Source organism: Streptomyces sp. NPDC037054, from assembly GCF_055606745.1.
This window is the reverse complement of sequence record NZ_JBVJSJ010000019.1, coordinates 66,459-85,803: the sequence shown is the minus strand read 5'-3', so window position 1 is coordinate 85,803 and position 19,345 is coordinate 66,459. Positions and strand designations below refer to the sequence as shown.

Annotated in this window: 22 protein-coding genes; 15 read left to right on the top strand and 7 right to left on the bottom strand. The window is 72.7% G+C overall.

Features of this window, described 5'->3' with window-relative positions; all coding sequences use genetic code 11:
* The first annotated feature begins 145 nt into the window (after positions 1 to 145).
* Positions 146 to 2,461, top strand: a complete 2,316-nt coding sequence (locus ACZ7D7_RS32785) for a TIR domain-containing protein (RefSeq protein ID WP_470829102.1) — start codon at positions 146 to 148, stop codon at positions 2,459 to 2,461.
* Here the strand turns inward: ACZ7D7_RS32785 and ACZ7D7_RS32780 are convergent.
* Positions 2,447 to 2,881 carry an ATP-binding protein gene (locus tag ACZ7D7_RS32780; RefSeq protein WP_470829100.1) on the bottom strand — a complete coding sequence of 145 codons (435 nt, stop codon included), beginning with the start codon at positions 2,879 to 2,881 and terminating at the stop codon, positions 2,447 to 2,449. The genes ACZ7D7_RS32785 and ACZ7D7_RS32780 overlap by 15 nt on opposite strands.
* A 184-nt stretch (positions 2,882 to 3,065) precedes the next feature.
* On the opposite strand from ACZ7D7_RS32780, the gene ACZ7D7_RS32775 reads away from it, so the two are divergent.
* The 5 genes from ACZ7D7_RS32775 to ACZ7D7_RS32755 all read left to right on the top strand — a co-directional run bounded on the left by ACZ7D7_RS32775 (position 3,066) and on the right by ACZ7D7_RS32755 (position 6,348).
* Positions 3,066 to 3,980 (top strand): helix-turn-helix domain-containing protein, encoded by a 915-nt coding sequence (locus tag ACZ7D7_RS32775; protein WP_470829104.1) that lies wholly within the window; start codon positions 3,066 to 3,068, stop codon positions 3,978 to 3,980.
* Complete coding sequence (locus tag ACZ7D7_RS32770; RefSeq protein ID WP_470829099.1) at positions 3,937 to 4,053, top strand: DUF397 domain-containing protein; 117 nt, start codon at positions 3,937 to 3,939, stop codon at positions 4,051 to 4,053. The genes ACZ7D7_RS32775 and ACZ7D7_RS32770 overlap by 44 nt, the downstream gene beginning before the upstream one ends.
* 259 nt (positions 4,054 to 4,312) lie before the next feature.
* On the top strand, positions 4,313 to 5,215 hold the full coding sequence (locus ACZ7D7_RS32765) for a hypothetical protein (RefSeq protein ID WP_470829098.1): 903 nt from the start codon (positions 4,313 to 4,315) through the stop codon (positions 5,213 to 5,215).
* Positions 5,216 to 5,312: 97 nt separating this feature from the next.
* Positions 5,313 to 5,969, top strand: a complete 657-nt coding sequence (locus ACZ7D7_RS32760) for a DUF433 domain-containing protein (protein WP_470829097.1) — start codon at positions 5,313 to 5,315, stop codon at positions 5,967 to 5,969.
* Complete coding sequence (locus ACZ7D7_RS32755; RefSeq protein ID WP_470829096.1) at positions 5,959 to 6,348, top strand: PIN-like domain-containing protein; 390 nt, start codon at positions 5,959 to 5,961, stop codon at positions 6,346 to 6,348. The genes ACZ7D7_RS32760 and ACZ7D7_RS32755 overlap by 11 nt, the downstream gene beginning before the upstream one ends.
* Before the next feature lie 43 nt (positions 6,349 to 6,391).
* Here ACZ7D7_RS32755 and ACZ7D7_RS32750 read toward each other — a convergent pair whose 3' ends face one another.
* Positions 6,392 to 6,610, bottom strand: a complete 219-nt coding sequence (locus tag ACZ7D7_RS32750; protein WP_470829095.1) for a hypothetical protein — start codon at positions 6,608 to 6,610, stop codon at positions 6,392 to 6,394.
* An 87-nt stretch (positions 6,611 to 6,697) separates the two neighbouring features.
* Positions 6,698 to 7,033, bottom strand: a complete 336-nt coding sequence (locus ACZ7D7_RS32745) for a DUF6233 domain-containing protein (protein WP_470829093.1) — start codon at positions 7,031 to 7,033, stop codon at positions 6,698 to 6,700.
* Positions 7,034 to 7,371: 338 nt separating this feature from the next.
* On the opposite strand from ACZ7D7_RS32745, the gene ACZ7D7_RS32740 reads away from it, so the two are divergent.
* The 7 genes from ACZ7D7_RS32740 to ACZ7D7_RS32710 all read left to right on the top strand — a co-directional run bounded on the left by ACZ7D7_RS32740 (position 7,372) and on the right by ACZ7D7_RS32710 (position 12,428).
* Positions 7,372 to 7,884 carry a toxin-antitoxin system HicB family antitoxin gene (locus ACZ7D7_RS32740; protein ID WP_470829092.1) on the top strand — a complete coding sequence of 171 codons (513 nt, stop codon included), beginning with the start codon at positions 7,372 to 7,374 and terminating at the stop codon, positions 7,882 to 7,884.
* Between the two features lie 100 nt (positions 7,885 to 7,984).
* Positions 7,985 to 8,827, top strand: a complete 843-nt coding sequence (locus ACZ7D7_RS32735) for a DUF4097 family beta strand repeat-containing protein (RefSeq protein WP_470829090.1) — start codon at positions 7,985 to 7,987, stop codon at positions 8,825 to 8,827.
* A 92-nt stretch (positions 8,828 to 8,919) separates the two neighbouring features.
* Positions 8,920 to 9,924, top strand: a complete 1,005-nt coding sequence (locus tag ACZ7D7_RS32730; protein ID WP_470829089.1) for an ATP-binding cassette domain-containing protein — start codon at positions 8,920 to 8,922, stop codon at positions 9,922 to 9,924.
* Positions 9,921 to 10,712: an ABC transporter permease gene (locus ACZ7D7_RS32725; protein ID WP_470829088.1), complete on the top strand. Its 792-nt coding sequence runs from the start codon at positions 9,921 to 9,923 to the stop codon at positions 10,710 to 10,712. The genes ACZ7D7_RS32730 and ACZ7D7_RS32725 overlap by 4 nt, the downstream gene beginning before the upstream one ends.
* Positions 10,713 to 10,908: 196 nt before the next feature.
* Positions 10,909 to 11,382: a carboxymuconolactone decarboxylase family protein gene (locus tag ACZ7D7_RS32720; protein WP_470829087.1), complete on the top strand. Its 474-nt coding sequence runs from the start codon at positions 10,909 to 10,911 to the stop codon at positions 11,380 to 11,382.
* 93 nt (positions 11,383 to 11,475) lie between these two features.
* Positions 11,476 to 12,063: a GNAT family N-acetyltransferase gene (locus ACZ7D7_RS32715; protein WP_470829085.1), complete on the top strand. Its 588-nt coding sequence runs from the start codon at positions 11,476 to 11,478 to the stop codon at positions 12,061 to 12,063.
* A 107-nt stretch (positions 12,064 to 12,170) separates the two neighbouring features.
* Positions 12,171 to 12,428: a hypothetical protein gene (locus ACZ7D7_RS32710; RefSeq protein WP_470829083.1), complete on the top strand. Its 258-nt coding sequence runs from the start codon at positions 12,171 to 12,173 to the stop codon at positions 12,426 to 12,428.
* Between the two features lie 136 nt (positions 12,429 to 12,564).
* Here ACZ7D7_RS32710 and ACZ7D7_RS32705 read toward each other — a convergent pair whose 3' ends face one another.
* The gene (locus ACZ7D7_RS32705; RefSeq protein ID WP_470829082.1) at positions 12,565 to 12,762 is read right to left on the bottom strand and encodes a hypothetical protein; all 198 of its coding nucleotides are present in this window, start codon (positions 12,760 to 12,762) and stop codon (positions 12,565 to 12,567) included.
* Between the two features lie 19 nt (positions 12,763 to 12,781).
* On the opposite strand from ACZ7D7_RS32705, the gene ACZ7D7_RS32700 reads away from it, so the two are divergent.
* Positions 12,782 to 13,921, top strand: coding sequence for a hypothetical protein (locus ACZ7D7_RS32700; protein WP_470829080.1), 1,140 nt, complete (start codon positions 12,782 to 12,784; stop codon positions 13,919 to 13,921).
* Here ACZ7D7_RS32700 and ACZ7D7_RS32695 read toward each other — a convergent pair.
* The 3 genes from ACZ7D7_RS32695 to ACZ7D7_RS32685 all read right to left on the bottom strand — a co-directional run bounded on the left by ACZ7D7_RS32695 (position 13,878) and on the right by ACZ7D7_RS32685 (position 17,223).
* Entirely contained in the window at positions 13,878 to 15,353 is a 1,476-nt protein-coding gene (locus ACZ7D7_RS32695; protein ID WP_470829078.1) for a hypothetical protein, read from the bottom strand. The two genes, ACZ7D7_RS32700 and ACZ7D7_RS32695, sit on opposite strands and share 44 nt — an antisense overlap.
* A 101-nt stretch (positions 15,354 to 15,454) precedes the next feature.
* On the bottom strand, positions 15,455 to 16,192 hold the full coding sequence (locus tag ACZ7D7_RS32690; protein WP_470829077.1) for a TIGR03943 family putative permease subunit: 738 nt from the start codon (positions 16,190 to 16,192) through the stop codon (positions 15,455 to 15,457).
* Entirely contained in the window at positions 16,189 to 17,223 is a 1,035-nt protein-coding gene (locus ACZ7D7_RS32685) for a permease (RefSeq protein WP_470829076.1), read from the bottom strand. The genes ACZ7D7_RS32690 and ACZ7D7_RS32685 overlap by 4 nt, the downstream gene beginning before the upstream one ends.
* 208 nt (positions 17,224 to 17,431) lie before the next feature.
* Between ACZ7D7_RS32685 and ACZ7D7_RS32680 the strand changes: the two genes are divergently transcribed.
* A complete protein-coding gene (locus tag ACZ7D7_RS32680; protein WP_470829075.1) occupies positions 17,432 to 19,342 on the top strand; it encodes a potassium channel family protein in 1,911 nt (636 codons plus the stop codon).
* Positions 19,343 to 19,345: the final 3 nt, after the last annotated feature.

Sequence of the window (19,345 nt, the reverse complement as noted above, 5' to 3'; positions counted from 1 at the left end):
CCAGAACACCCGCCATCACTCTCGCCGCATGACCACCCCCAACACCCGCACACCAGGCACCACGTCCTTGACGAAGGACATAGAGACACCCCCCCATCGCGTTTTCGGGCCCGCGCACCGCTCGACGCACTGACCTGGGGCACCCGTGACCGGCTCCGGCACCGAGGCAGGGGGCCGCGCCGAAGACCAGTGGGACGTCTTCGTCAGCTACAGCCGCTCCGACGCCGACAGGATCGGTGCACTGGCTTCCGCGCTGCGTGAGCAGGGCCTTCGTGTCTTCGTCGACGACACGGCCGTGGACGATTTCGCCTCGATCACCGCGACCATCACCGAGGCCCTGGCGCACTCACGGGTCCTGCTCGCCCTGTACTCGGCGGACTATCCCCAGCGCCGCGCCTGTCAGTGGGAACTCACCCACGCCTACCTCGCCGGGCAGCGCGAAGGCGATCCGCGCCGCCGGGTGCTGGTCCTCAACCCCGAGCCCACCGCCGACCACGTCCACCCCGTGGAACTGCGCGACGCCCGGCACTGGCCCTGGCCCACCACCCCGGAGCGCCTCGGCCGGCTCGCCGCACGGGTCGCCGAGCACGTGCGCGTCACGGCCACCTCGCCCATGGGCGCCCCCGCCTCCGCCTCCGCGGGCGACGCGCCTTCCGTGCCGTGGCTGCCCGCCCCCGCCCGCACCGGAGCGGTGCGTTTCACGGGGCGTCTGGCCGAGCAGTGGCGGGTCCACACCGCGCTGCACCGGCACCGTGCGCCTCTCGTCGCCACCGCCGGGGGCGGACGTGGCGCCCAGTTGCGCGGCATGCCCGGCATCGGCAAGTCCCTGCTCGCGCAGGAGTACGCGCTCCACTTCAGCTCGGCGTTCCCCGGCGGCATTTTCTGGTTCGACCTCCACGCGGCGCAGGACGCCGCCCCCGCCGAGGTCATGGACGCGTACGCCGGTCAGGTCGCGACCGTGCTGGCGGCCCTCGGCATCGACGCGGCCGTACCCACGCTGCCCAAGACCGCCGCGTCCTCCCTGGCCGAGACGGCCCCGTCCTCCCTGCCCGAGACGGCCGCACCCTTGCTGCCGGGGCTCCTCAGCCATCTCGCCGTCGCGCTGGGCGAGCGCAACCTGCCCTGCCTGTGGGTCGTGGACGGTGTCCCCGACGGGCTGTCCGCCGACCAGCTCCACCTCCTGCGCGGGCCCCACCTCCTCACGGCGACCCTCATCACCACGCGGTCGCTGCGGTACGGCGCGTTCGCCGAGTGCATCGACATCACGCCGTTGTCCGACGCGGACGGTTTCCACCTCCTCACCTCCCGTCGCACCCCGCACGACGAGGCGGACCGCGCCGCCGCGTACGCGCTCGTGCGCGACGTCGGCGGTCATCCCGAGGCACTGGACCTGCTCGCCGACGTCGCGACGTCCGCCGGTTTCGGCGACGTACGCAACCGCCTGCACGCGCACACGGCGCCCGACGTGCTGGCCACCGGCAGCCGGCACGCGCACCGCCGGCCACCGGCGACCTCCCTCCTGCCGTTGCCGCTGACCGGCGCGAACCCGCCCGACGACGTCCTGCGGCTGCTGGCCCTCGCCTGCCCGGCGGCGCTGTCCCGGTCCACGCTGGAAGAGGTGCTGTCCTCCGTCGGTCCCTACGGTCCGTGGGAGGTCGGGGGGCTGGTCCAGCAGGCCGTGGACGTCCTCCGCGGCTCCGGGGCGCTGCACCGCGACCCTGGCCCCGACCCCGCGCACGACCAGGAGAAGTCCTGGACCGTGCATCCTCTGCTGGCCCGTGCCGTGCAGCGCCACGACCGGGACATGGCGCGGCAGGAGGATCTCCGCCGCGCCCTCCTGCGCGCATGGGGACCGGCCGCGGCGGCGGCCACGGGCCCCTCACCGGCCCTCGCCCCGATCGGCCCCGTGACCGGGACCAGTCCTGTCACCGGGACGAGTCCTGTGACCGGGACCGGCGAGGCGCCGTTCCTGACCCGCCCGGTCGCCCTCGCCCTCGCCCCCGCCCCCGTGGCCGCGGCCCCCGGGCCCCTCGAACGCTCCGCCGCCTACGACCTCCAGGTCGAGCTGATCACCCGTGTGGGGGTCCAGCCGCTCGCTCCGGACCACGGCTGTCTGCGGGAGGCGCTGACGTCCCTGCACTCGCTGTTCGCCACCACCCGTGACCTGCTGCACCGGGTGGCGGCCGAGACGGCGACGCCGCTCACCTTCCCCGGAATCGCCGCCGAGTTGGCCAACGGCCTCTTGCGCCCCTTCCTCACGACCTGGCACCCGGCCCTCCAGGAGCACGAGGCGACCCGGCCGCCGGGCACCAGCCAGGTCGCGCACGAGAAACAGTGGGACCGAGCCACCGACATGCGCGCCGACCTGGCCGCCCTGCGCGGTCCCCTCACCGGGACCGCCAAGGCCCTCGCCGCCCTCTGCGGCATCGATCTGCTGAAGACGCCGTCACCGCCCGGCTGACGTGTGTCCGGGGCCGGCCGGCCCGCCGAGCGGCAGCTCCGCCCACACCGTTTTGCCCAGCGGCTTGCGAGGTTCCGAGCCCCAGCGTTCGGCCAGGGCGTCCACCAGGAGCAGGCCCCGGCCGGACTCCCCCTCGGGGTGCGACGTCGGCGCGGCCCCGGGCAGGCGTTTCGCGGCGGCGGCGTCCGACACCTCGATCCGCAGGACGCCCGCGGCCCGTTCGAGCGTGAGCCGCAGGCCGAACTGCCGGCCGGGGACCCGGCCGTGCCGCACCGCGTTCGCCGCGAGTTCGCCCACGACGAGCGCCGTCGCGCAGGACACGTCCGACGCCGCCGGGTAGCCCTGTTCCTCCAGCCACCCGACCGCCCGGCGCCGGGCCTGCCGCGCTGCCCTCGGCGAGGAGGGGAACTGCGCGATCAAGGTGACTGCTTCTGTTACGTCTGTCCGCACGGTCTTGGTGTTCCTCTTCCGCGTACGAGTCGTCACGTTCCGTGCTCAAGCGTCGGCCCGTCGCCCTACGCTCAACAGGGGGTGCAGCCTTACCTTTCAGGCCGTAAGGAACGGAAGTGACGCCTTGGCCAACGGAATTGATCCCAGTACGTCGATGGCGGCGCTGTTCGGAGCGCGCGTGCGGCGACTCCGCACGGCCGCGGGGCTCACCCAGGCCGAACTCGGCGAGCTGACCCACGTGGTGAGCACGCGGATCACCCAGATCGAGCGCGCGTCCGGCGCGAAGCCGACGCTGCAACTCGCGCGGGCGCTGGACGCGGCGCTGGGTGCGGACAACTTGCTCGTGGAGCTGTGGCCGTACGTGTACCGGGAGGCGTTTCCGGACTGGTCGCGGAAGTTCATGGAGTACTCGGAGCGAGCCGTCCTCATTCGGCAGTACGCGGCCCATGTGGTGCCGGGTCTGCTGCAGACCGAGGACTACGCGCGGGCGGTGCTCAGCCTGGATGCCCTGCTGGACAGCGAGGAGCAGTTGGAGGAGCGTGTTGCCGCTCGTATCGGGCGGCAGGAACGGCTGAGTTCGCCCGACCGGCCAGAGCTGTGGGTGGTCCTGGACGAGGCCGTGCTGCGGCGTCCGATCGGCGGTCATGTCGTCATGCGGAGGCAGTTGCTGCGCCTGCTCGACGCGGCGGCGGAGCGCCACATCACCGTGCAGGTACTGCCGTTCGACCAGGGCGGGCACGAGGCGATGGGTGGCTCGCTCACCGTCCTGACGCTGCCGGACGGCTCGGAAGTGGCCTACACAGAGGGTGCCGACTATGGCCAACTCATCGAAGAACCGACCAAAGTCGGTCGCTACAAGGTGATTTACGATCGACTGCGGGCGGACGCCCTGCCCCCGCTCATGTCACTCGACATGATCCGGTCCGCGATGGAGGGCAACTACCGTGGCTCGAATGTTCCGTCCCGATCTGACCGACGCCGCCTGGCGCAAGAGCAGTTACAGCAATCAGGCGGGGGGCGACTGCGTGGAGGTGGCCGACGGAGTCCCCGGCGTCGTCCCCGTTCGTGACAGCAAAGTCCCGGCCGGGCCGGTGTTGTGCTTCGGCGCGGACTGCTGGGCGGCGTTCATAGGTGAGTTGTAGGTCGGCCCACGGGTCCGCCGGGCCCTTGTCCGCGAGGGTTCGGTGGGCCGCTGACCTCCCTAAAGAACCCGGTACAGAACTACCCGCCCACCCACCCTCCCCGTGCCGGAAGGCACGCGTCACTCGTCCGAGTGACCAGCTTGCCGGGGCGGGAGGCGGGCCGTTACGTTCGCCGCGACAACCGCAAACAGATTCGGCCCCCGGCCGGGACTGGCATCCCGATCGAGGGCCTGACCAAGCAGGAAGCACAACCTTCCCGATGGCTGACCCGCAGTCTAACGCGCCCCTGCGCGCCGACGCCGGAGCTCCGACCTCCGGCGTGATCCACGTACGAACCCGGCTGACGGCCGACTTCACCGTGATCTCCAACGCCCTCGCCCAGCGACGCGGCAGCGCCGTCACGATCGGCGTCGCGGCGTACATCGCCTCCCTGCCCGACGGCTCCCCCGTCACCATCACCGCCCTGTGCGAGCACTTCAGCGAGGGCGAGATCCTCATCTCCCGCGCGCTCAGGGAGCTGGAGGCGGCCGGGTACCTGGAGCGCCGCCGCGAGCGGATGCCCAACGGGCAGGTGCGGACGCGGACTTACTTCTACGACGTGCCCGGCGGCGGCAGCTCCGATGGCCCCGATGGTCCCGATGGTCCCGGTGATCCGGACGGTCCGCCCGGGCCTCCGGAACCGCCTCGGCCCCGCAGGCGCTCCGCGCCCACCCGTCCAGCCCTCGCGGCACACCAGGACACGGAGCCCGGGCCCGTCCCCGCACTCGCCGACGCCGACCCCGCCGCCGTCGCCGTACTGAGCACCTTGCGTCGCGTCGATCCCCGCCTCGTGCTGTCCGCGCGGGAGGCTGCCGAACTGGCGCCCGCCGTCGCCGAGTGGCTGGCGGCCGGGGTCGGGCCGCGGGAGATCACCGAGGTGCTGACCACGCGGCTCCCCGACCGCTTCCGGGCGCGTCCGGCGGGCGTACTCGCCTTCCGCCTCCGGGAGACACCGCTGCCCGTGCCGCCACCGCCCCCGGCGCCCGAGGCGGTCGAGCGTCCAGCCGTACTGCCGTTCCAGACCTGCGACGGGTGCGAGCGCGCGTTCCGCGCACCTGGACCCGGGCGCTGCCGGAGCTGCCGCGACCAGCTTGGCCGGGAGCACCTGCGTGCCGCCGGCTGAGCGGGTGGGCGGGTGTCCGGTTCGCTCCTCGGTGGCAGGCTTGATGTGCGACGATGCGAAATCTGGCGCCGAGCGGGACCGCAGGAGGAGGTGGGGCATGGTGGACAGGTTCAGCGACGGACTTCTCACTCCCACGGAAACCGCCTCTTACCTGGAGATTCCGCAGTCGACGCTCCAGTCGTGGCTGAAGGGCAGGGCCGCCGGGGCGCCCTTGGTCCACCAGGTCGAGCCGCTGCGCAAGGGGCAGCCCTCAGTGCCGTTCATTGCCGTGGCCGAGGCCCACGTCCTACATTCCCTGCGCTCCCTGGGGCTCCGGATGAGCGAGATCAGGGAAGCCGCCGCCGCCGTGCGAGACGCCTTCGCCACCCCGTACGGCCTCGTGTCGAAGCGGATCGCGACGGACGGCGTCGACATCTTCGTCGAGCACGGCCTGGGCGATCTCCGCCGGGCACGAGATGGTCAGGCTCCCATCCACGAAGTGGTCTCCGGCTACCTCCGGTACCTGAATTGGGAATCCGACGACGATTTCCCCTCCAGCCTGCGGCTCAGGCAGTACCCGGACTCCGTACCCGTCGTGATCGACCCGAGGTTCGGGCACGGGACGCCCGTCGTGGCGGCCAATCGCGTCGCGGTCAAGGCGATCACCGACCTCTGGGAGGCCGGCGAGAGCGTCGAGGACATCGCGTACGACTTCGACATGACGCCCGAGCAGGTCGACGAGCTGTGCCGGGCCGTGGTGCGCCTTGCCGCCTGAGTTCTTCCTCGACCGCAATCTCGGGCGTCGTGTGGCGGAAGGGCTGAGGCTGTGCGGCTGGACTGTCCATCGCATCGGTGACGTCTTCTCCGACGACGGGCAGGATGTCGCCGACGAGGAGTGGATCGCTTACGGCCTCGATCAGTCGTGGGTTCCGCTGTCGAAGGACGGCCGGATCAAGAGCAGGGACCTGGAGATCCGACCGGTCCTGGAGCGTGAAGCCGTGCTGTTCTACCTCGACAACCAACAACTGCGCAGCGTCGAGATGGTCGAACGCCTCGCCGCACACCGCGATGCGATCCATCGGGCAGTCGGCCGAGGTGGTCCTGCCGCCTACGCAGTACGACGCGACCGCATCGAACGCACTTGGCCGACGTGACGATGCGATCGGACGGCCGGTCGTCCGTGTTCCGCCCGGCTTGTCACGCCCTCGTCGACCAGACCGAAGGTCCTCCGCCCCGCCAGTCGATGAGGTCCGTCGTTTCGAGGTCCAGGGCGTCGACGTCCAGGCCTGCTCGGCGGAGGAACTCGGCCACGTCGTCGAGGTTGCGGGCGAGGCCGAGGATCTCGCCGTCGACGCGGACGCGGCGGCCGCCCGTCGGGGACGGTGGCTGGACGACGACGGGGCGGTGGTCGGACATGCCTCCAGCATTGTCCCCGCCGGGCTCGGGCGCATCCGTGCGGGTCGGGCCGCCATCCGTGGGGCGGCCTCGCCCGCTCTCGTGACGTCAGTCCAGCAGGCCCAGTGCCGTGTCCGGGCGGCAGTGCGGGCACGGGCTGACCCGGTCCGCCAGGGAGCGGATCGCCTGGTCCCGGGTGACGCCCCTCGCGCGCTTACCCGCCATGTGGCAGCCGCCGACGTGGACGTAGACCGGGGCCCGGCCTCCGAGGCCCTGTTCCAGGAGCCAGTCCGGTGTCGGCGGGCGGGCCTCGATGCCGCGTCGGTGTTCGGCGGCTCGGCGCTCCTCGTCCGCTATCCAGCGGCGGGTCCGGGCCAGGTCGCGTTCCTGCACGCGCTCCAGGAAGCGGAGCAGTGCGAGTCTCGTCGGGCCCGGATCGTTCACGCGTTCGATTCTATGCGGGCCGACACCCGCCGGGCACGGCCGGGCACCGGTCGACAGCGACGGGCACCGGCCGACATCGGCGGGCACCGGGCGGGCTCAGCAGGCGTCCGCACATGGAGTCTGCGTCGAGCAGAGCCCACCCTCGGCGCCGGCGCCACTCCAACACCATGGCGCCAGGTGGCACCCCATGACGCCAAGCAGTGCCAAGCGGTGCCAAGCGGCGCCACCGTGACACCACTCCGCGTTTTCGCAGGTCAGCGACCCTTCCCCGCGACCCTCGCCCACAGAGGCGCCATTCGGGGTTGCGCGTGGCGCCAATGTGGTGCCATGATGGCGTCATGGACCTCACCCCGTATGTCGACACCCTCCGCCGCGAACTCGCGGTGGCCGCCGAGGCCGGCGGCGACGAAGCGCGCGAGTTGGCCGAGAGGCTCACCGCTCCGTTGGAGTCGGCGGCCCGGCTGACGATGCTCAACGTGCTCTCCGCCGCGGCGGACGAGATCACCCGTGAACTCGCCCCCGGCTCGGTCGACGTACGACTGCGAGGGCTCGACCCCGACTTCGTGGTGACCCCTCCGCCCACCGAGGGCGGCACCCCCGCCCAGCCGGCCGCGCCCGTCGAGGCGTCCAGGGTTCCGGCCGACGCCGACGAGGGCGGCACCGCCCGCGTCAACCTGCGTCTGCCGGCCCACCTCAAGGCGCGCGCCGAGGAGGCCGCGAGCCGCGAAGGGCTGTCGGTCAACGCGTGGCTGGTGCGCGCCGTGTCGGCCGCGGTCGACGGCGGGGCCCGGCCGCGTACGCCGGACAGGATCACGTCGACCGGACAGAGCTTCACCGGCTGGGTTCGCTGACCCGCGCCACAACCCTCGGCCCGCACCCGCACCACCTCACCCACTCACACCACGTCCCACCAGCAGGGACGCCCTGAAGACCCAAGAGGACGGGACAGCCATGCCTTCTTTCGACACCCCCGAGCCCATCGCCGTGAACGCCCACGTGGGCGCCGGCTCCATCCGGTTCACCGCGAGCGACCGCCTCGACACCGTCGTCGAGGTGCGGCCCGGCGACCCCAAGCGGGACAAGGACGTCAAGGCCGCCCAGCGGACCGAGGTCTCGTACGTGAGCGGCGTCCTGACGATCAGCACGAAGGAGCGGCTCCTCATCGGACCGACCGGCGTCGTCGACGTGGAGGTGGAACTGCCCACCGGCTCGCGCGTCGACACGACCGGCTCCTGGACCCAGGTGCTCGGCGAAGGCCGGCTCGGTGAGGTCCACGTGAAGACGTCGGGCGGGGACGTCCGGCTGGACACCACCGGCCCGCTGCGGCTGACCGCCGCCCACGGCTCGGTGACCGTGGAGCACGTGGAGGGCGCGGCCGAGATCAGCACCAGTTCCGGCAGCGTGCGCGTCGGCGTCCTCGCCGGCCCCGCCGTACTGAAGAACTCGCACGGTTCCACGACCGTCGGCGCCGCGCTCGGCGACCTGCGGGTGAGCCACGCCAACGGTGACATCAACGTCACCCGCGCCGAGGGCTCGCTCGCCGCCACCACCGCGCACGGCACCCTGCGCGTGGGCGAAGTGGCCCACGGCGAGGTGCAGTTGGAGACCTCCTACGGCGCCATCGAGGTCGGCATCCGCGAGGGCACCGCCGCCTGGCTCGACGCCCACTCCGAGGCCGGGCGGGTCCACAACACCCTCACCGCCTCCGACAGTCCCGCGGAGACCGAGGACACCGTCAAGGTCCGCGCCCGCACCCGCTACGGCAACATCGACGTCCGCCGCGCCCGGGGCTGACGCCCACCGGGAACCGCCTCCCGTCGTCCACCCCGCCCCCCATCCCCCGTACTTCACCCCTCGGACCGGAGGGTCCCATGCCTTCTTCTGTCATGCCCACATCAGCTGCACCGGGTGGCGGTTCGCCGTCCTCCCTCGCCGTCTCCGCCACCGGCCTGCGCAAGTCGTACGGCGACAAGACCGTCCTCGACGGCATCGATCTCCGTATCCCGGCCGGGTCCGTCTTCGCGCTGCTCGGGCCCAACGGCGCCGGCAAGACCACCGCCGTCAAGATCCTCTCGACCCTCGTCACCGCCGACGCCGGTGAGCTGCGCGTCGGCGGCCACGACCTCGCGACCGAGCCGCAGGCCGTGCGCGCCTCGATCGGCGTGACCGGGCAGTTCTCCGCCGTCGACGGGCTGATCACCGGCGAGGAGAACATGCTGCTCATGGCGGACCTGCACCACCTGCCCAAGAGCGAGGGGCGGCGGGTCGCCGCCGAGCTGCTCGCACGGTTCGACCTCACCGACGCCGCCAAGCGGCCCGCCTCCACCTACTCCGGCGGCATGAAGCGCCGCCTCGACATCGCCATGACCCTCGTCGGCGATCCGCGCATCATCTTCCTCGACGAGCCCACCACCGGCCTCGACCCCCGCTCCCGCCACACCATGTGGCAGATCATCCGCGCACTCGTCGCCGACGGCGTCACCGTCTTCCTCACCACCCAGTACCTGGAGGAGGCCGACGAACTCGCCGACCGCATCGCCGTGCTCAACGACGGCAGGCTCGTCGCCGAGGGCACCGCCGACGAGTTGAAGCGGCTCATCCCCGGCGGTCACGTCCGGCTCCGCTTCTCCGACCCGGCCGCCTACCAGTCCGCCGCCGCCACCCTCGGCGAGGCCGCCCGCGACGACGAGGCACTCGCGCTCCAGATCCCCAGCGACGGCACGCAGTGCGAACTGCGCTCGATCCTCGACTGGTTGGACGCCGCCGGCGTCGAGGCGGACGAACTGACCGTGCACAGCCCCGACCTCGACGACGTGTTCTTCGCCCTCACCGACAGCGCCACCCCCGCTGTGCCCCACCAGGACAACCAGTCCAAGGAGAACGTCCGATGAGCTCCCTGTCCCTCGCCGTGCGCGACTCCTCCACCATGCTGCGCCGCAATCTCCTGCACGCCCGGCGCTACCCGTCCCTCACCCTCAACCTGCTGCTCACGCCGATCGTCCTGTTGCTGCTGTTCGTCTACATCTTCGGCGACGTGATGAGCGCCGGGATCGGCGGCGGCGGGGCGGACCGCGCCGAGTACATCGCGTACATCGTGCCCGGCATCGTGCTCATGACCATCGGCGGCACCGTCGTCGGGACCGCGGTGTCCGTCTCCAACGACATGACCGAGGGCATCATCGCCCGCTTCCGCACCATGGCGATCCACCGCGGGTCCGTGCTCGTCGGACACGTCGTCGGCAGCGTGCTGCAGTCCGTCGCGAGCGTGGTCCTCGTCGGCGCCGTCGCGGTGGCCATCGGCTTCCGGTCGACGGACGCCACGCCCCTGGAGTGGCTGGCGGCGTTCGGGCTGCTCGCGCTCGTCGCCCTGGCGCTCACCTGGATCGCCGTCGGAATGGGCATGGTCAGCCCGAACGCCGAGGCGGCCAGCAACAACGCCCTGCCCCTCATCGTCCTGCCGCTCATCTCCAGCGCCTTCGTGCCGGTCGACGCGATGCCGGGCTGGTTCCAGCCGGTCGCCGAGTACCAGCCCTTCACGCCCGCCATCGAGACCCTGCGCGGCCTGCTGCTCGGCAGCGAGATCGGCCACAACGGGTGGCTCGCCGTCGCCTGGTGCCTGGGCCTCACCGTGCTCGGCTACTCCTGGTCGAAGGCGGTCTTCGACCGCGATCCCAAGTAAGGGCGCCGGCCGACCGGTCGGCCGACCGGCGGACCGGCCCGCCGGTCAGCCAGGCAGCCGGGCAGCCAGGCGTGGGCGGCGTACTCCGAGACCGTCGGAGTACGCCGCCCGCAACTGCCGTACCGCCCATGTCACATATCGCGGGGCCGTCGCGTCCAGAGGGTGCAGCCACCGACCACAGCACAGGAGCGCATCCATGGAAGCACGGCTGAACCTCTTCGCCAGCACGGTCGCCACCCAGTTCGGCAAACACCTGGTCGCGGCGGCCAAGGTGCTCGCCGACTCGACGCTGCCGGCCTCCACGCAGGAACTCGTGAACATCCGCGCCAGCCAGATCAACGGCTGCGGCTTCTGCGTCGACATGCACACGAAGGAGGCCGCGCACGCCGGGGAGACCTCGACCCGCATCAACATGGTCGCCGCCTGGCGCGAGGCCACGGTCTTCACCGAGGCCGAGCGCGCCGCCCTGGAGCTGACGGAGCACGGCACCCGCCTCGCGGACGCGAGCGACGGTGTGCCGGACGAGGTCTGGGAGAACGCCGCCAAGCACTTCGACGAGGAGCAGCTGGCCGCCCTGGTGTGCGCCATCGCCCTCATCAACGCCTTCAACCGCGGCAACGTCATCGTGCGGCAGCCCGCCGGCGACTACCGGCCCGGCCAGTTCGCCTGACGCACGGCGCCCGGCCGGCCGGCGGCGAGGGCGGCAGGGGTGGCAGGGGCGGCAGGCCGACCGGGCCCACGCGGTCGGCGTTACCCTCGCCCCATGGCACAGGACACGCCCATCGACGTCCGGCCGGCGTCGGCCTTCGAGGACGTACGCACGCTGGTCGGCCCGAAGTCCCCCGGCGCCAACGTGTGTTGGTGCCTGAGCTACCGGATCCCCTCCAAGCTCAACAACGAGCTGCGCGGTCCGGCCCGCGGCGAGTACGTCGCCGAGCTGTGCCGCGGGGATCCCGCGCCGGGCGTGCTCGCGTACGACGGCGACGAGCCCGTGGGATGGGCGGCCGTGGCGCCGCGCGCGGACACCTCCTTCGCGCGCAACCGCAAGATCCCGCACGTCGACGACCTGCCGGTCTGGTCCCTGTGGTGCATCCGCGTGCGCCCCGGACACCGCAAGAAGGGCATCTCGCACGCCCTCATCGCCGGCGCCGTCGAGTTCGCCCGCTCGCACGGCGCGCCCGCCGTCGAGGCCTACCCCCTCGACAACGGCGACGCCCGGGTCGACCTGACCATGGCCTACGCCGGCCTGCGCAAGAACTTCGAGCGCGCCGGCTTCGTCCACGCCGCCGACACCACCTCGGTCCTGGCCGGTCATCCCCGCGTCCTGATGCGGCTCGACCTGCGGAACTGACGGCGCCGCCGGAGCCCCCCGGGGGGGGCGGCGCCGAGAGCCCCCGTGCGGCCGCCGGCAGGTCCCGGGGTGGCGCCGCGGCCCGTCGGCGTGGAACCGTGACGCCCGTGACGACCAACGACTACGACCGCGTGCGGCTCGGTATCGAGGCCATGACCGCCTACGTGTCCGGAAACGACCTCATGACGCAGTACATGGCCGAACGCCGCGCCTCCGACGGCAACCTCGACCAGGTCGCCGACGGCGCCACCGCGCTGTGCGCGCTGCTGTTGCAGCAGATGGGGCGGATGACCGGGCGCTCCGAGCCGGAGATCCTCCAGGAGATCGCCCGGGGCCTCAACCGCGCCGAGCGGCGCGAGGAGTAGGGCGGGCGGCCCGTCGCGGGATGCGAGATGGGTCGACCGGGTGAAGAGTGGATGTTGTAGCGAACCTCCTCATGGTCGTAGAAGAACCAAGCCCCTCTGGACCCGTGATGGGCAGAATCAAGCGGCGACGCGTCTCTCACCTGGCCGGCACGTCCGCCCTGGCCGCGGCTCTCGCACTGCCGGCGGGCCTCGCCAGTGCCCAGCCGACGCCGCCCCCCACCCCGACGGCGCCCGCGTCGACGCCGAGCGCCCCACCCGCCACGACGGCGCCGCCGTCCGCGCCGAGCGGCCCCGCGACGCCGGGCGGGACGTCGCCGGGTGAGCCGGGTGCCACGACGCCCAGTCAGGAGCCGGTGCCGTCCGGTCCGGCCACCGACGACGGCCCCGAGGCGCCCGGTGCCGCGGCGGAGCAGACGCAAGAACTTGAACAGGTAACGGCCGACTTGGACGCGCAGGTCGCGAACGCTCCCGAGGCCCTGATGCCGAGCGTGGAGCAACTGACCGCCGCCCTGCGCGCGGTGGAGCAGCCGCAGGTCTCGCCACAGGTGCGGGACGGGGTCACCACGACCGCGCGGCAGGTGTCCTCGGCGCTCGACGTGATCGAGGACCCCGGGACGCCGCGCTCGGTGCGGGGACGGCTGACGAAGGTCGTGCGCCCGGTGTCCGCCGCGCTGGAGGCGGCGAACCGGCCCGGCGTGGCGCCGGAGCAGCGGAGCGCGCTCACCCTCGTCATGGAGAGGTCGGCCTCCGTCCTGCCCATGCTCGGCGACCCGGGGACACCGCGGGACCTGGCGAAACATACGATCCGCAGCGTGCGGAACCTGGCCTCGGCCACACAGCACACCCTGGTCACCGGCACCGTGACCGAGCAGGCGGTCGAGGGGACGCACCGGGTGAGTATGTCGCTGACCGCCGTGAGCGACGAGACGGGACCGAAGAAGAAGCGGAAGGGCCTCGCCAAGACCACCGACGAGGCCAGTTCTTCCTTGAACAAGTCCACCGACCCCGACGCGTCCGACGAGGAACGCGACGAAGCGAGGAAGAAGTTCGAGAAGCAGTCCCAGCGGATGAAGAAGCAGCAGGAGGACGCCGCCTCCGCCGGAGGGCTGCCGGACATACCGCTCGGCGAGGCGGCCGAGGGCTGCACCGATTCCGTCTTCGACTCCGTGCCCGACAGCACTCTCGCCGTGGAACTGGGCGGCCTCATTCCGGCGGCGTGGGCCGGCGAAGGCGTCAAGGACTTCTGGAAATCGAGGGAAAGGGGAGACGACCTCCTCGACGTCCTCGCCCAGTTGCGGAACGACGCCTTCTCCGACGCCCCGCTGGAAATCACCCGCCTCATCCCCGAGCTGGCGGATTCCGTACCGGCGAAGGACCTCTTCGGGACGCTCGGCAAACCGGCGCTCGAATGCCTCAAGGCCGCTCAACTGCTCGACGAGGAGGCGGGGGTCAGTTCGGGGACGTGGGTCGCGCTGGCCGAGGAGAAGGCATAGGGCTCAGCAGGTCCGCGACCGACACCCGCGCATACACGGCCGCGTCCGAAACGCCGAATCTCGCCACATCCCTCTCCTCCTCGGCCGGGTCGACCTTCTTTTCGTAGTGGCAGGACGAAATCGAGTACACGGGCGCTTCGGTGGGAGACCAGATGGCCGTCACGTAGCGCGGCTCACGGGTCACGTTGATCAGGTTGTTGTTGTGGCGCACCCTGCCGTGGAACACCAGGCTGTCCCCGAGCTGCCGCGGACCGCAGTAGTACTGGTTCTCCCAGCCGCCCCACGACCGGTGCCCCACCTCGAACTCCCGCACGTCGAGCTTCCCCCGGTCCCTCCTCATGTACGTGATCTGGAAATCGACGTACAGCAGGTCGTACCCGACGTCTTCCGGGAGCTGGAACACGTGCTCCCGCGTGTTCTCCTGGCCGCTCTCGAGCACCTGGCCCTGTTCGTAGAACCGTGCGCTGCTGATCGTTTCGAACCCGAGTCGGTCGACGTGGCGCTCCGCCTCCTCCTCCCCTTCCTCGTCGAGGCTCCTCCCCCAATCCTTCCCCAGCTCCTCGTCACTGCCCTCCGCGGAATACCTGGCCGTCCTGCCGTAGACCGTGAAGTCACTGATCACGACGTAGACGGAGACCCCGCCCGTGTTCTTCACGGACAGCTTCAGCGGGACGTGGAGGAAATCGCGTTGCCGGTCCTCCCGGGCCGTTCCGAATTCCGCCGTCAGCGCGAAGCGCATCGGCGCCACCGAGGGCTGGTACATGGTCGAGTAGGCCAGGCTGACGGCGGTCAGCAGGGCGGAGACGAACACGCCGGCCGCGAACTGCCGGGGTCTCGGCAGTCCCTTCCAGGCCTTTTCGTGGACCAGCAGGCGCAGTGCCCACAGGGACCAGCACCACAGCGGCACGAACGCGAGCAGATACGGGGTGTACTCCCGTTCCTCCAGCCACATCAGCAGCAGAAGGCTGTCCGTGGCCAGCGCGATGACCACACCCAGCAGTACGACCGCGCCGGAAGCGGTGAGCTGCCGTCGGCCCCAGTAGTCCACCGCCAGGGCCGCCGCCGCGCCCTGCGCGAGGCCGGACAGGACGAAGAGGGCCCCGGTCAGCCGCTGCGAGAAGGTCAGGGCGCCCAAGGCGTCCGGCCAGCCGATCTGGACGTTGAGGACCATGGAGGCGAGCAGTCCCACCACCATCAAGGCGACGATCGCGTGCCGTCGCCGGGGCCGGTCGGGCCAGGTCCCGCTGTCCCCGCCGCGCCAGCAGACGGACGCCGGGTCCTGGAAATCCACGTCCGGGTGGCCGTGCCGGTCGAGCATCCTGCGCAGCTCGCGCGGCGACCACGCGCTGCCGATGGCCTCGCTGCCCAGGCAGACCCGTCGCAGGCCGCGGCTGTCCGGCGCCTCGACCACGACCCACGGGCGGATACTCATGCGGCCAGCCTCGAATCCGCCCCGGAGCGGCGCATGCGGTGCTACTCCGTGTGCCCGCCGGGCTCCCGTTCCCGGCGGGCCCAGGGCTTGTCGTGCCCTCTCTAGCCGACCGGCTCGTCGTACGGGTTCCTCGGCCGCGGCACCGGCTTCGCCTCCGTCACCTCGACGTACGGGATCGGGCCCCCGTTGACCGGGTCCCGCAGCCGGCCCGGCGCGTACCTGCCCGTGATCTCCAGCCAGGCGTCCGGGCGCAGGACCGCCGGGACGCCGCCCTTGAGCGCCACCTTGACCGGCTGGGCGTCCGCCGCGCAGCAGTTCAGGGTCATGCGGACCAGGTAGGGGACCCCCGCCGCGTCCACCGCGACGAACCCGGTCAGCCGGACGGTACGGCCCCGCAGGTCCGCCAGCTCCGCCGCGTCGCCGTACGCCGCCCGGGACGCGTAGTCCCCGAGTCCCAGCGCGACGGGCTCGCCGGGCGGCAGCGGCCGATGGCCGTACGGCTCGCGCAGCGCCGTGCCCGCGTGCAGCGCGCTGTAGGCGCCCAGCGGCGGCGGGGCCACCAGGATCAGGGCCAGCACCGGGAGCGTCAGCAGCCAGGCCACCCGAGGTCCCGGATGGTCGGCCGGGGGTCCCGACGCGCGTTCCTGTCGCGCCACCGCCCCCGACCCGCGTTCCTGCCACGCCGTCGCCAGGGCCGTCGTGAGCAGGACCGCGCCCGCCAGCAGGATCAGCGGGCGCAGGCCCGCCTTGACGTACCGCAGGTGCAGGTCGGTCAGGCCCGCGTGCAGCAGCGTCGCGCCCAGCAGGAACAGCAGCGCGGACTGCGCCTGCCGGTTCACAGCAGGACCGCCCCGGTGAGCACCGACCCGGCGACCGCCACGGCGAACGTCGCCGGTGCGAACCGCAGCGCGAAGCCCCTGCCGAAGGTGCCCGCCTGCATCGCGATCAGCTTCAGGTCCACCGTCGGGCCCACGACCAGGAAGGTCAGCCGCGCCGTGAGCGAGAACTGCGTCAGGGACGCCGCCACGAACGCGTCCGCCTCCGAACAGATCGACAGCAGGACGGCCAGCACGGCGAGCGCGAGCACCGCGAGCACCGGGTCGTCCGCCGCCGCGCGCAGCCACCGCGCGGGCACCACCGCCTTGAGCGTCGCCGCCGCGATCGCGCCCACGACCAGGAAACCGCCCGCGTGCGTCACGTCGTGCCGCACCGACGACCAGAACGCCGCCGCCCGGCCCCGGCCGTCGTCGCCGTAGTGGCCGGCGCGGGTCGGCGGGCGCAGCCAGTCCGCGCGGCCGACGCGGTGCCACAGCCAGCCCATGACGCACGCCACCAGCAGGCTCGCCACGAACCGCGCCGCCACCATCTCCGGGTCGCCCGGGAAGGCCACCGCCGTCGCCGTCAGCACCACCGGGTTGATCGCCGGCGCCGACAGCAGGAACGCCAGGGCCGCCGCCGGGGTCACACCCCTGCGCACCAGCGCCCCGGCCACCGGCACCGACGCGCACTCGCAGCCCGGCAGCACCGCGCCCGCCGCGCCCGCCACCGGCACCGCGAGGGCGGGGCGGCCGGGCAGCGCGCGGGCGAAGAAGGACGGCGGCACGAACACCGCGAGCGCCGCCGACAGCAGCACCCCGAGCACCAGGAACGGCAGCGCCTGCACGACCACCGCCACGAACACCGCCATCCAGCTCTGCGTCACCGGCGCGCCGAGCGCCCCGCGCAGCGGCCCCTGGAGCATCACCGCCGACAACAGCACCAGGACGAGGAGGAGCGGGGAGTCGAGGTGGTGTCCCGCCACGCGCCGCGGGCCCGCGGGGGGCGCGGCGCGTTCGCCGGGCGGGCGCGGGGGTGTTCCGGTCGTGGCCACGGGCTGCGTACCTCCGGTGGTGCGGGCGCTGCTGCCTCCCCTTCCGTACGGGCCGCCCCGCGCCGCCGTTCAGCGCGACAACCCTGCCGCCCCTGCTCGAACGGCCCTTTTCGAACGGCCTTTTGGAACCACCGCCGCACCTGAGGCAGTCTTCTCTGCCGTGGCCAGCGTTCCGAATCAGGGATTACCGGGTGATCCGCCGACGCACATGATCGTGTGCGGCGACGACGGGCTGGCGCACCGGCTCGCCGCCGAGTTGCGCATCGTCTACGGCGAACAGGTCACCCTCGTCGTACCACCCACCGGACGCCGCGTCCGGCAACCGGTCGTCGGACGCGCCCGTGCCGCCTCCGCGGCCCTGCTCGACCGGGTGAACGCCGCCGTCGGCCGCGTGAGCGGCGGCCCCCAGCCCGCCGGCCAGGAACACGTCCTGGAGGCCGCCGAGTTGTCGGAGGACGTCCTCACCGAGGCCGGCGTCGAGCGGGCCGCCGCGCTCGCCCTCGTGCACGACGACGACGAAACCAACATCCGTGCCGCGCTGACCGCGCGCCGGCTCAACCCCCGGCTGCGCCTCGTGCTGCGCCTCTACAACCGCCGCCTCGGCCAGCACATCGAGGCGCTCCTCGACCAGGCCGCCGCGCTGGCCCGCGACGACGGGCCGGAGGCCGACGCGTCGACCACCGTGCTGTCCGACGCCGACACCGCCGCGCCCGCCCTCGCGGCCACCGCCGTCGCCGGCACCAGCAAGGTCGTCCAGACGGACGGGCTGCTGCTGCGCGCGGTGGAACGCCGGCCGCCGCGGCCCGGCCAGGTCGCCGATCCGGGCCTGTGCACGCTGGCGCTGCTGTCCGCGACCAGCAACGACCCGGCGGGCGCGGACGGTTCGGAGAGCAGCGGCGAACAGGGACCCCAACTGCTGCCCGACGCCGAGGCGGTGGCGGCGGCGACCGGACGCGCGACCGTCGTGCTGGAGCACGTGGCGTACTCCGGTCCTCCCCTGCCGCCCGCGCGCGCCGGCGTGCCGCCGTTCGCCTCGCTGTTCTCGCGGCGCCTGCGGTGGTCGCTGGCCGGGCTCGTCGGGTGCGTGGTCGCGCTCGCCGTCGCGCTGACCCTGGTCACCGGGGACCACCCGCTGCACGCCACCTACGAGACGCTGCTCGACCTCTTCGCCATCAACGAACCGGCCCTGAACGAGGACACCGGACGCCAGATCCTCCAACTCCTGTCCGGGCTGCTGGGGTTGCTGCTGCTGCCGGTGCTGCTGGCGGCCGTGCTGGAGGCGCTGGGCACCTTCCGGAACGCGTCGGCGCTGCGGAAACCGCCGCGCGGCCTCGGCGGGCACGTCGTACTGCTCGGACTCGGGAAGATCGGCACGCGCGTGCTGGCCCGGCTGCGGGAGCTGCACATCCCCGTGGTGTGCGTGGAGGCGGACCCGGAGGCGCGCGGCATGGCGACCGCGCGGCGGCTGCGGGTGCCGGTGGTGCTCGGCGACGTCACGCAGGAAGGCGTCCTGGAGGCCGCCAAGATCCACCGGGCGCACGCGCTGCTCGCCCTGACCAGTGCGGACACCACGAACCTGGAGGCCGTGCTGTACGCGCGGTCCCTGCGGTCCGACCTGCGGGTCGTGCTGCGGCTGTACGACGACGACTTCGCGACCGCCGTGTACCGCACGCTGCGGGCCGCGCACCCGCACGCGCTCACCCGCAGCCGGAGCGTGTCGCACCTGGCGGCGCCCGCGTTCGCCGGGGCGATGATGGGCCGGCAGATCCTGGGCGCGATCCCGGTCGAGCGGCGGGTGCTGGTGTTCGCCGCCCTGGAGGTGCGCGGCCTGCCGCAGCTGGAGGGACGGACCGTGGCCGAGGCGTTCCGCGCGGGCGCCTGGCGGGTGCTGGCCCTCGACACGGACGCCCCCGAGGAGCGGCGGGAGGACCTGGCGGAGGTCCCGGCCGGGGACGACGGCGGAAGGCCGCCGGCGTCCGGCCTGGTGTGGGACCTGCCCGACACCTACGTCCTGCGGGGCGAGGACCGGGTGGTGCTGGCGGCCACCCGGCGCGGGCTCGCGGAACTGCTGGGGCGGCGGGGCGCGCGGACGCCCGCCGGCCGGCCCGGCGGTGACTGACCG

Excerpts from the sequence above, each read along its gene's own strand:
- ACZ7D7_RS32680 (WP_470829075.1), top strand. The coding sequence starts at position 17,432 with ATGATCGTGTGCGGCGACGACGGGCTGGCGCACCGGCTCGCCGCCGAG.
- ACZ7D7_RS32740 (WP_470829092.1), top strand. The coding sequence starts at position 7,372 with ATGGACCTCACCCCGTATGTCGACACCCTCCGCCGCGAACTCGCGGTG.
- ACZ7D7_RS32725 (WP_470829088.1), top strand. The coding sequence starts at position 9,921 with ATGAGCTCCCTGTCCCTCGCCGTGCGCGACTCCTCCACCATGCTGCGC.
- ACZ7D7_RS32695 (WP_470829078.1), bottom strand. The coding sequence starts at position 15,353 with ATGAGTATCCGCCCGTGGGTCGTGGTCGAGGCGCCGGACAGCCGCGGC.
- ACZ7D7_RS32760 (WP_470829097.1), top strand. The coding sequence starts at position 5,313 with ATGGTGGACAGGTTCAGCGACGGACTTCTCACTCCCACGGAAACCGCC.
- ACZ7D7_RS32750 (WP_470829095.1), bottom strand. The coding sequence starts at position 6,610 with ATGTCCGACCACCGCCCCGTCGTCGTCCAGCCACCGTCCCCGACGGGC.
- ACZ7D7_RS32765 (WP_470829098.1), top strand. The coding sequence starts at position 4,313 with ATGGCTGACCCGCAGTCTAACGCGCCCCTGCGCGCCGACGCCGGAGCT.
- ACZ7D7_RS32715 (WP_470829085.1), top strand. The coding sequence starts at position 11,476 with ATGGCACAGGACACGCCCATCGACGTCCGGCCGGCGTCGGCCTTCGAG.
- ACZ7D7_RS32735 (WP_470829090.1), top strand. The coding sequence starts at position 7,985 with ATGCCTTCTTTCGACACCCCCGAGCCCATCGCCGTGAACGCCCACGTG.
- ACZ7D7_RS32775 (WP_470829104.1), top strand. The coding sequence starts at position 3,066 with ATGGCGGCGCTGTTCGGAGCGCGCGTGCGGCGACTCCGCACGGCCGCG.
- ACZ7D7_RS32720 (WP_470829087.1), top strand. The coding sequence starts at position 10,909 with ATGGAAGCACGGCTGAACCTCTTCGCCAGCACGGTCGCCACCCAGTTC.
- ACZ7D7_RS32730 (WP_470829089.1), top strand. The coding sequence starts at position 8,920 with ATGCCCACATCAGCTGCACCGGGTGGCGGTTCGCCGTCCTCCCTCGCC.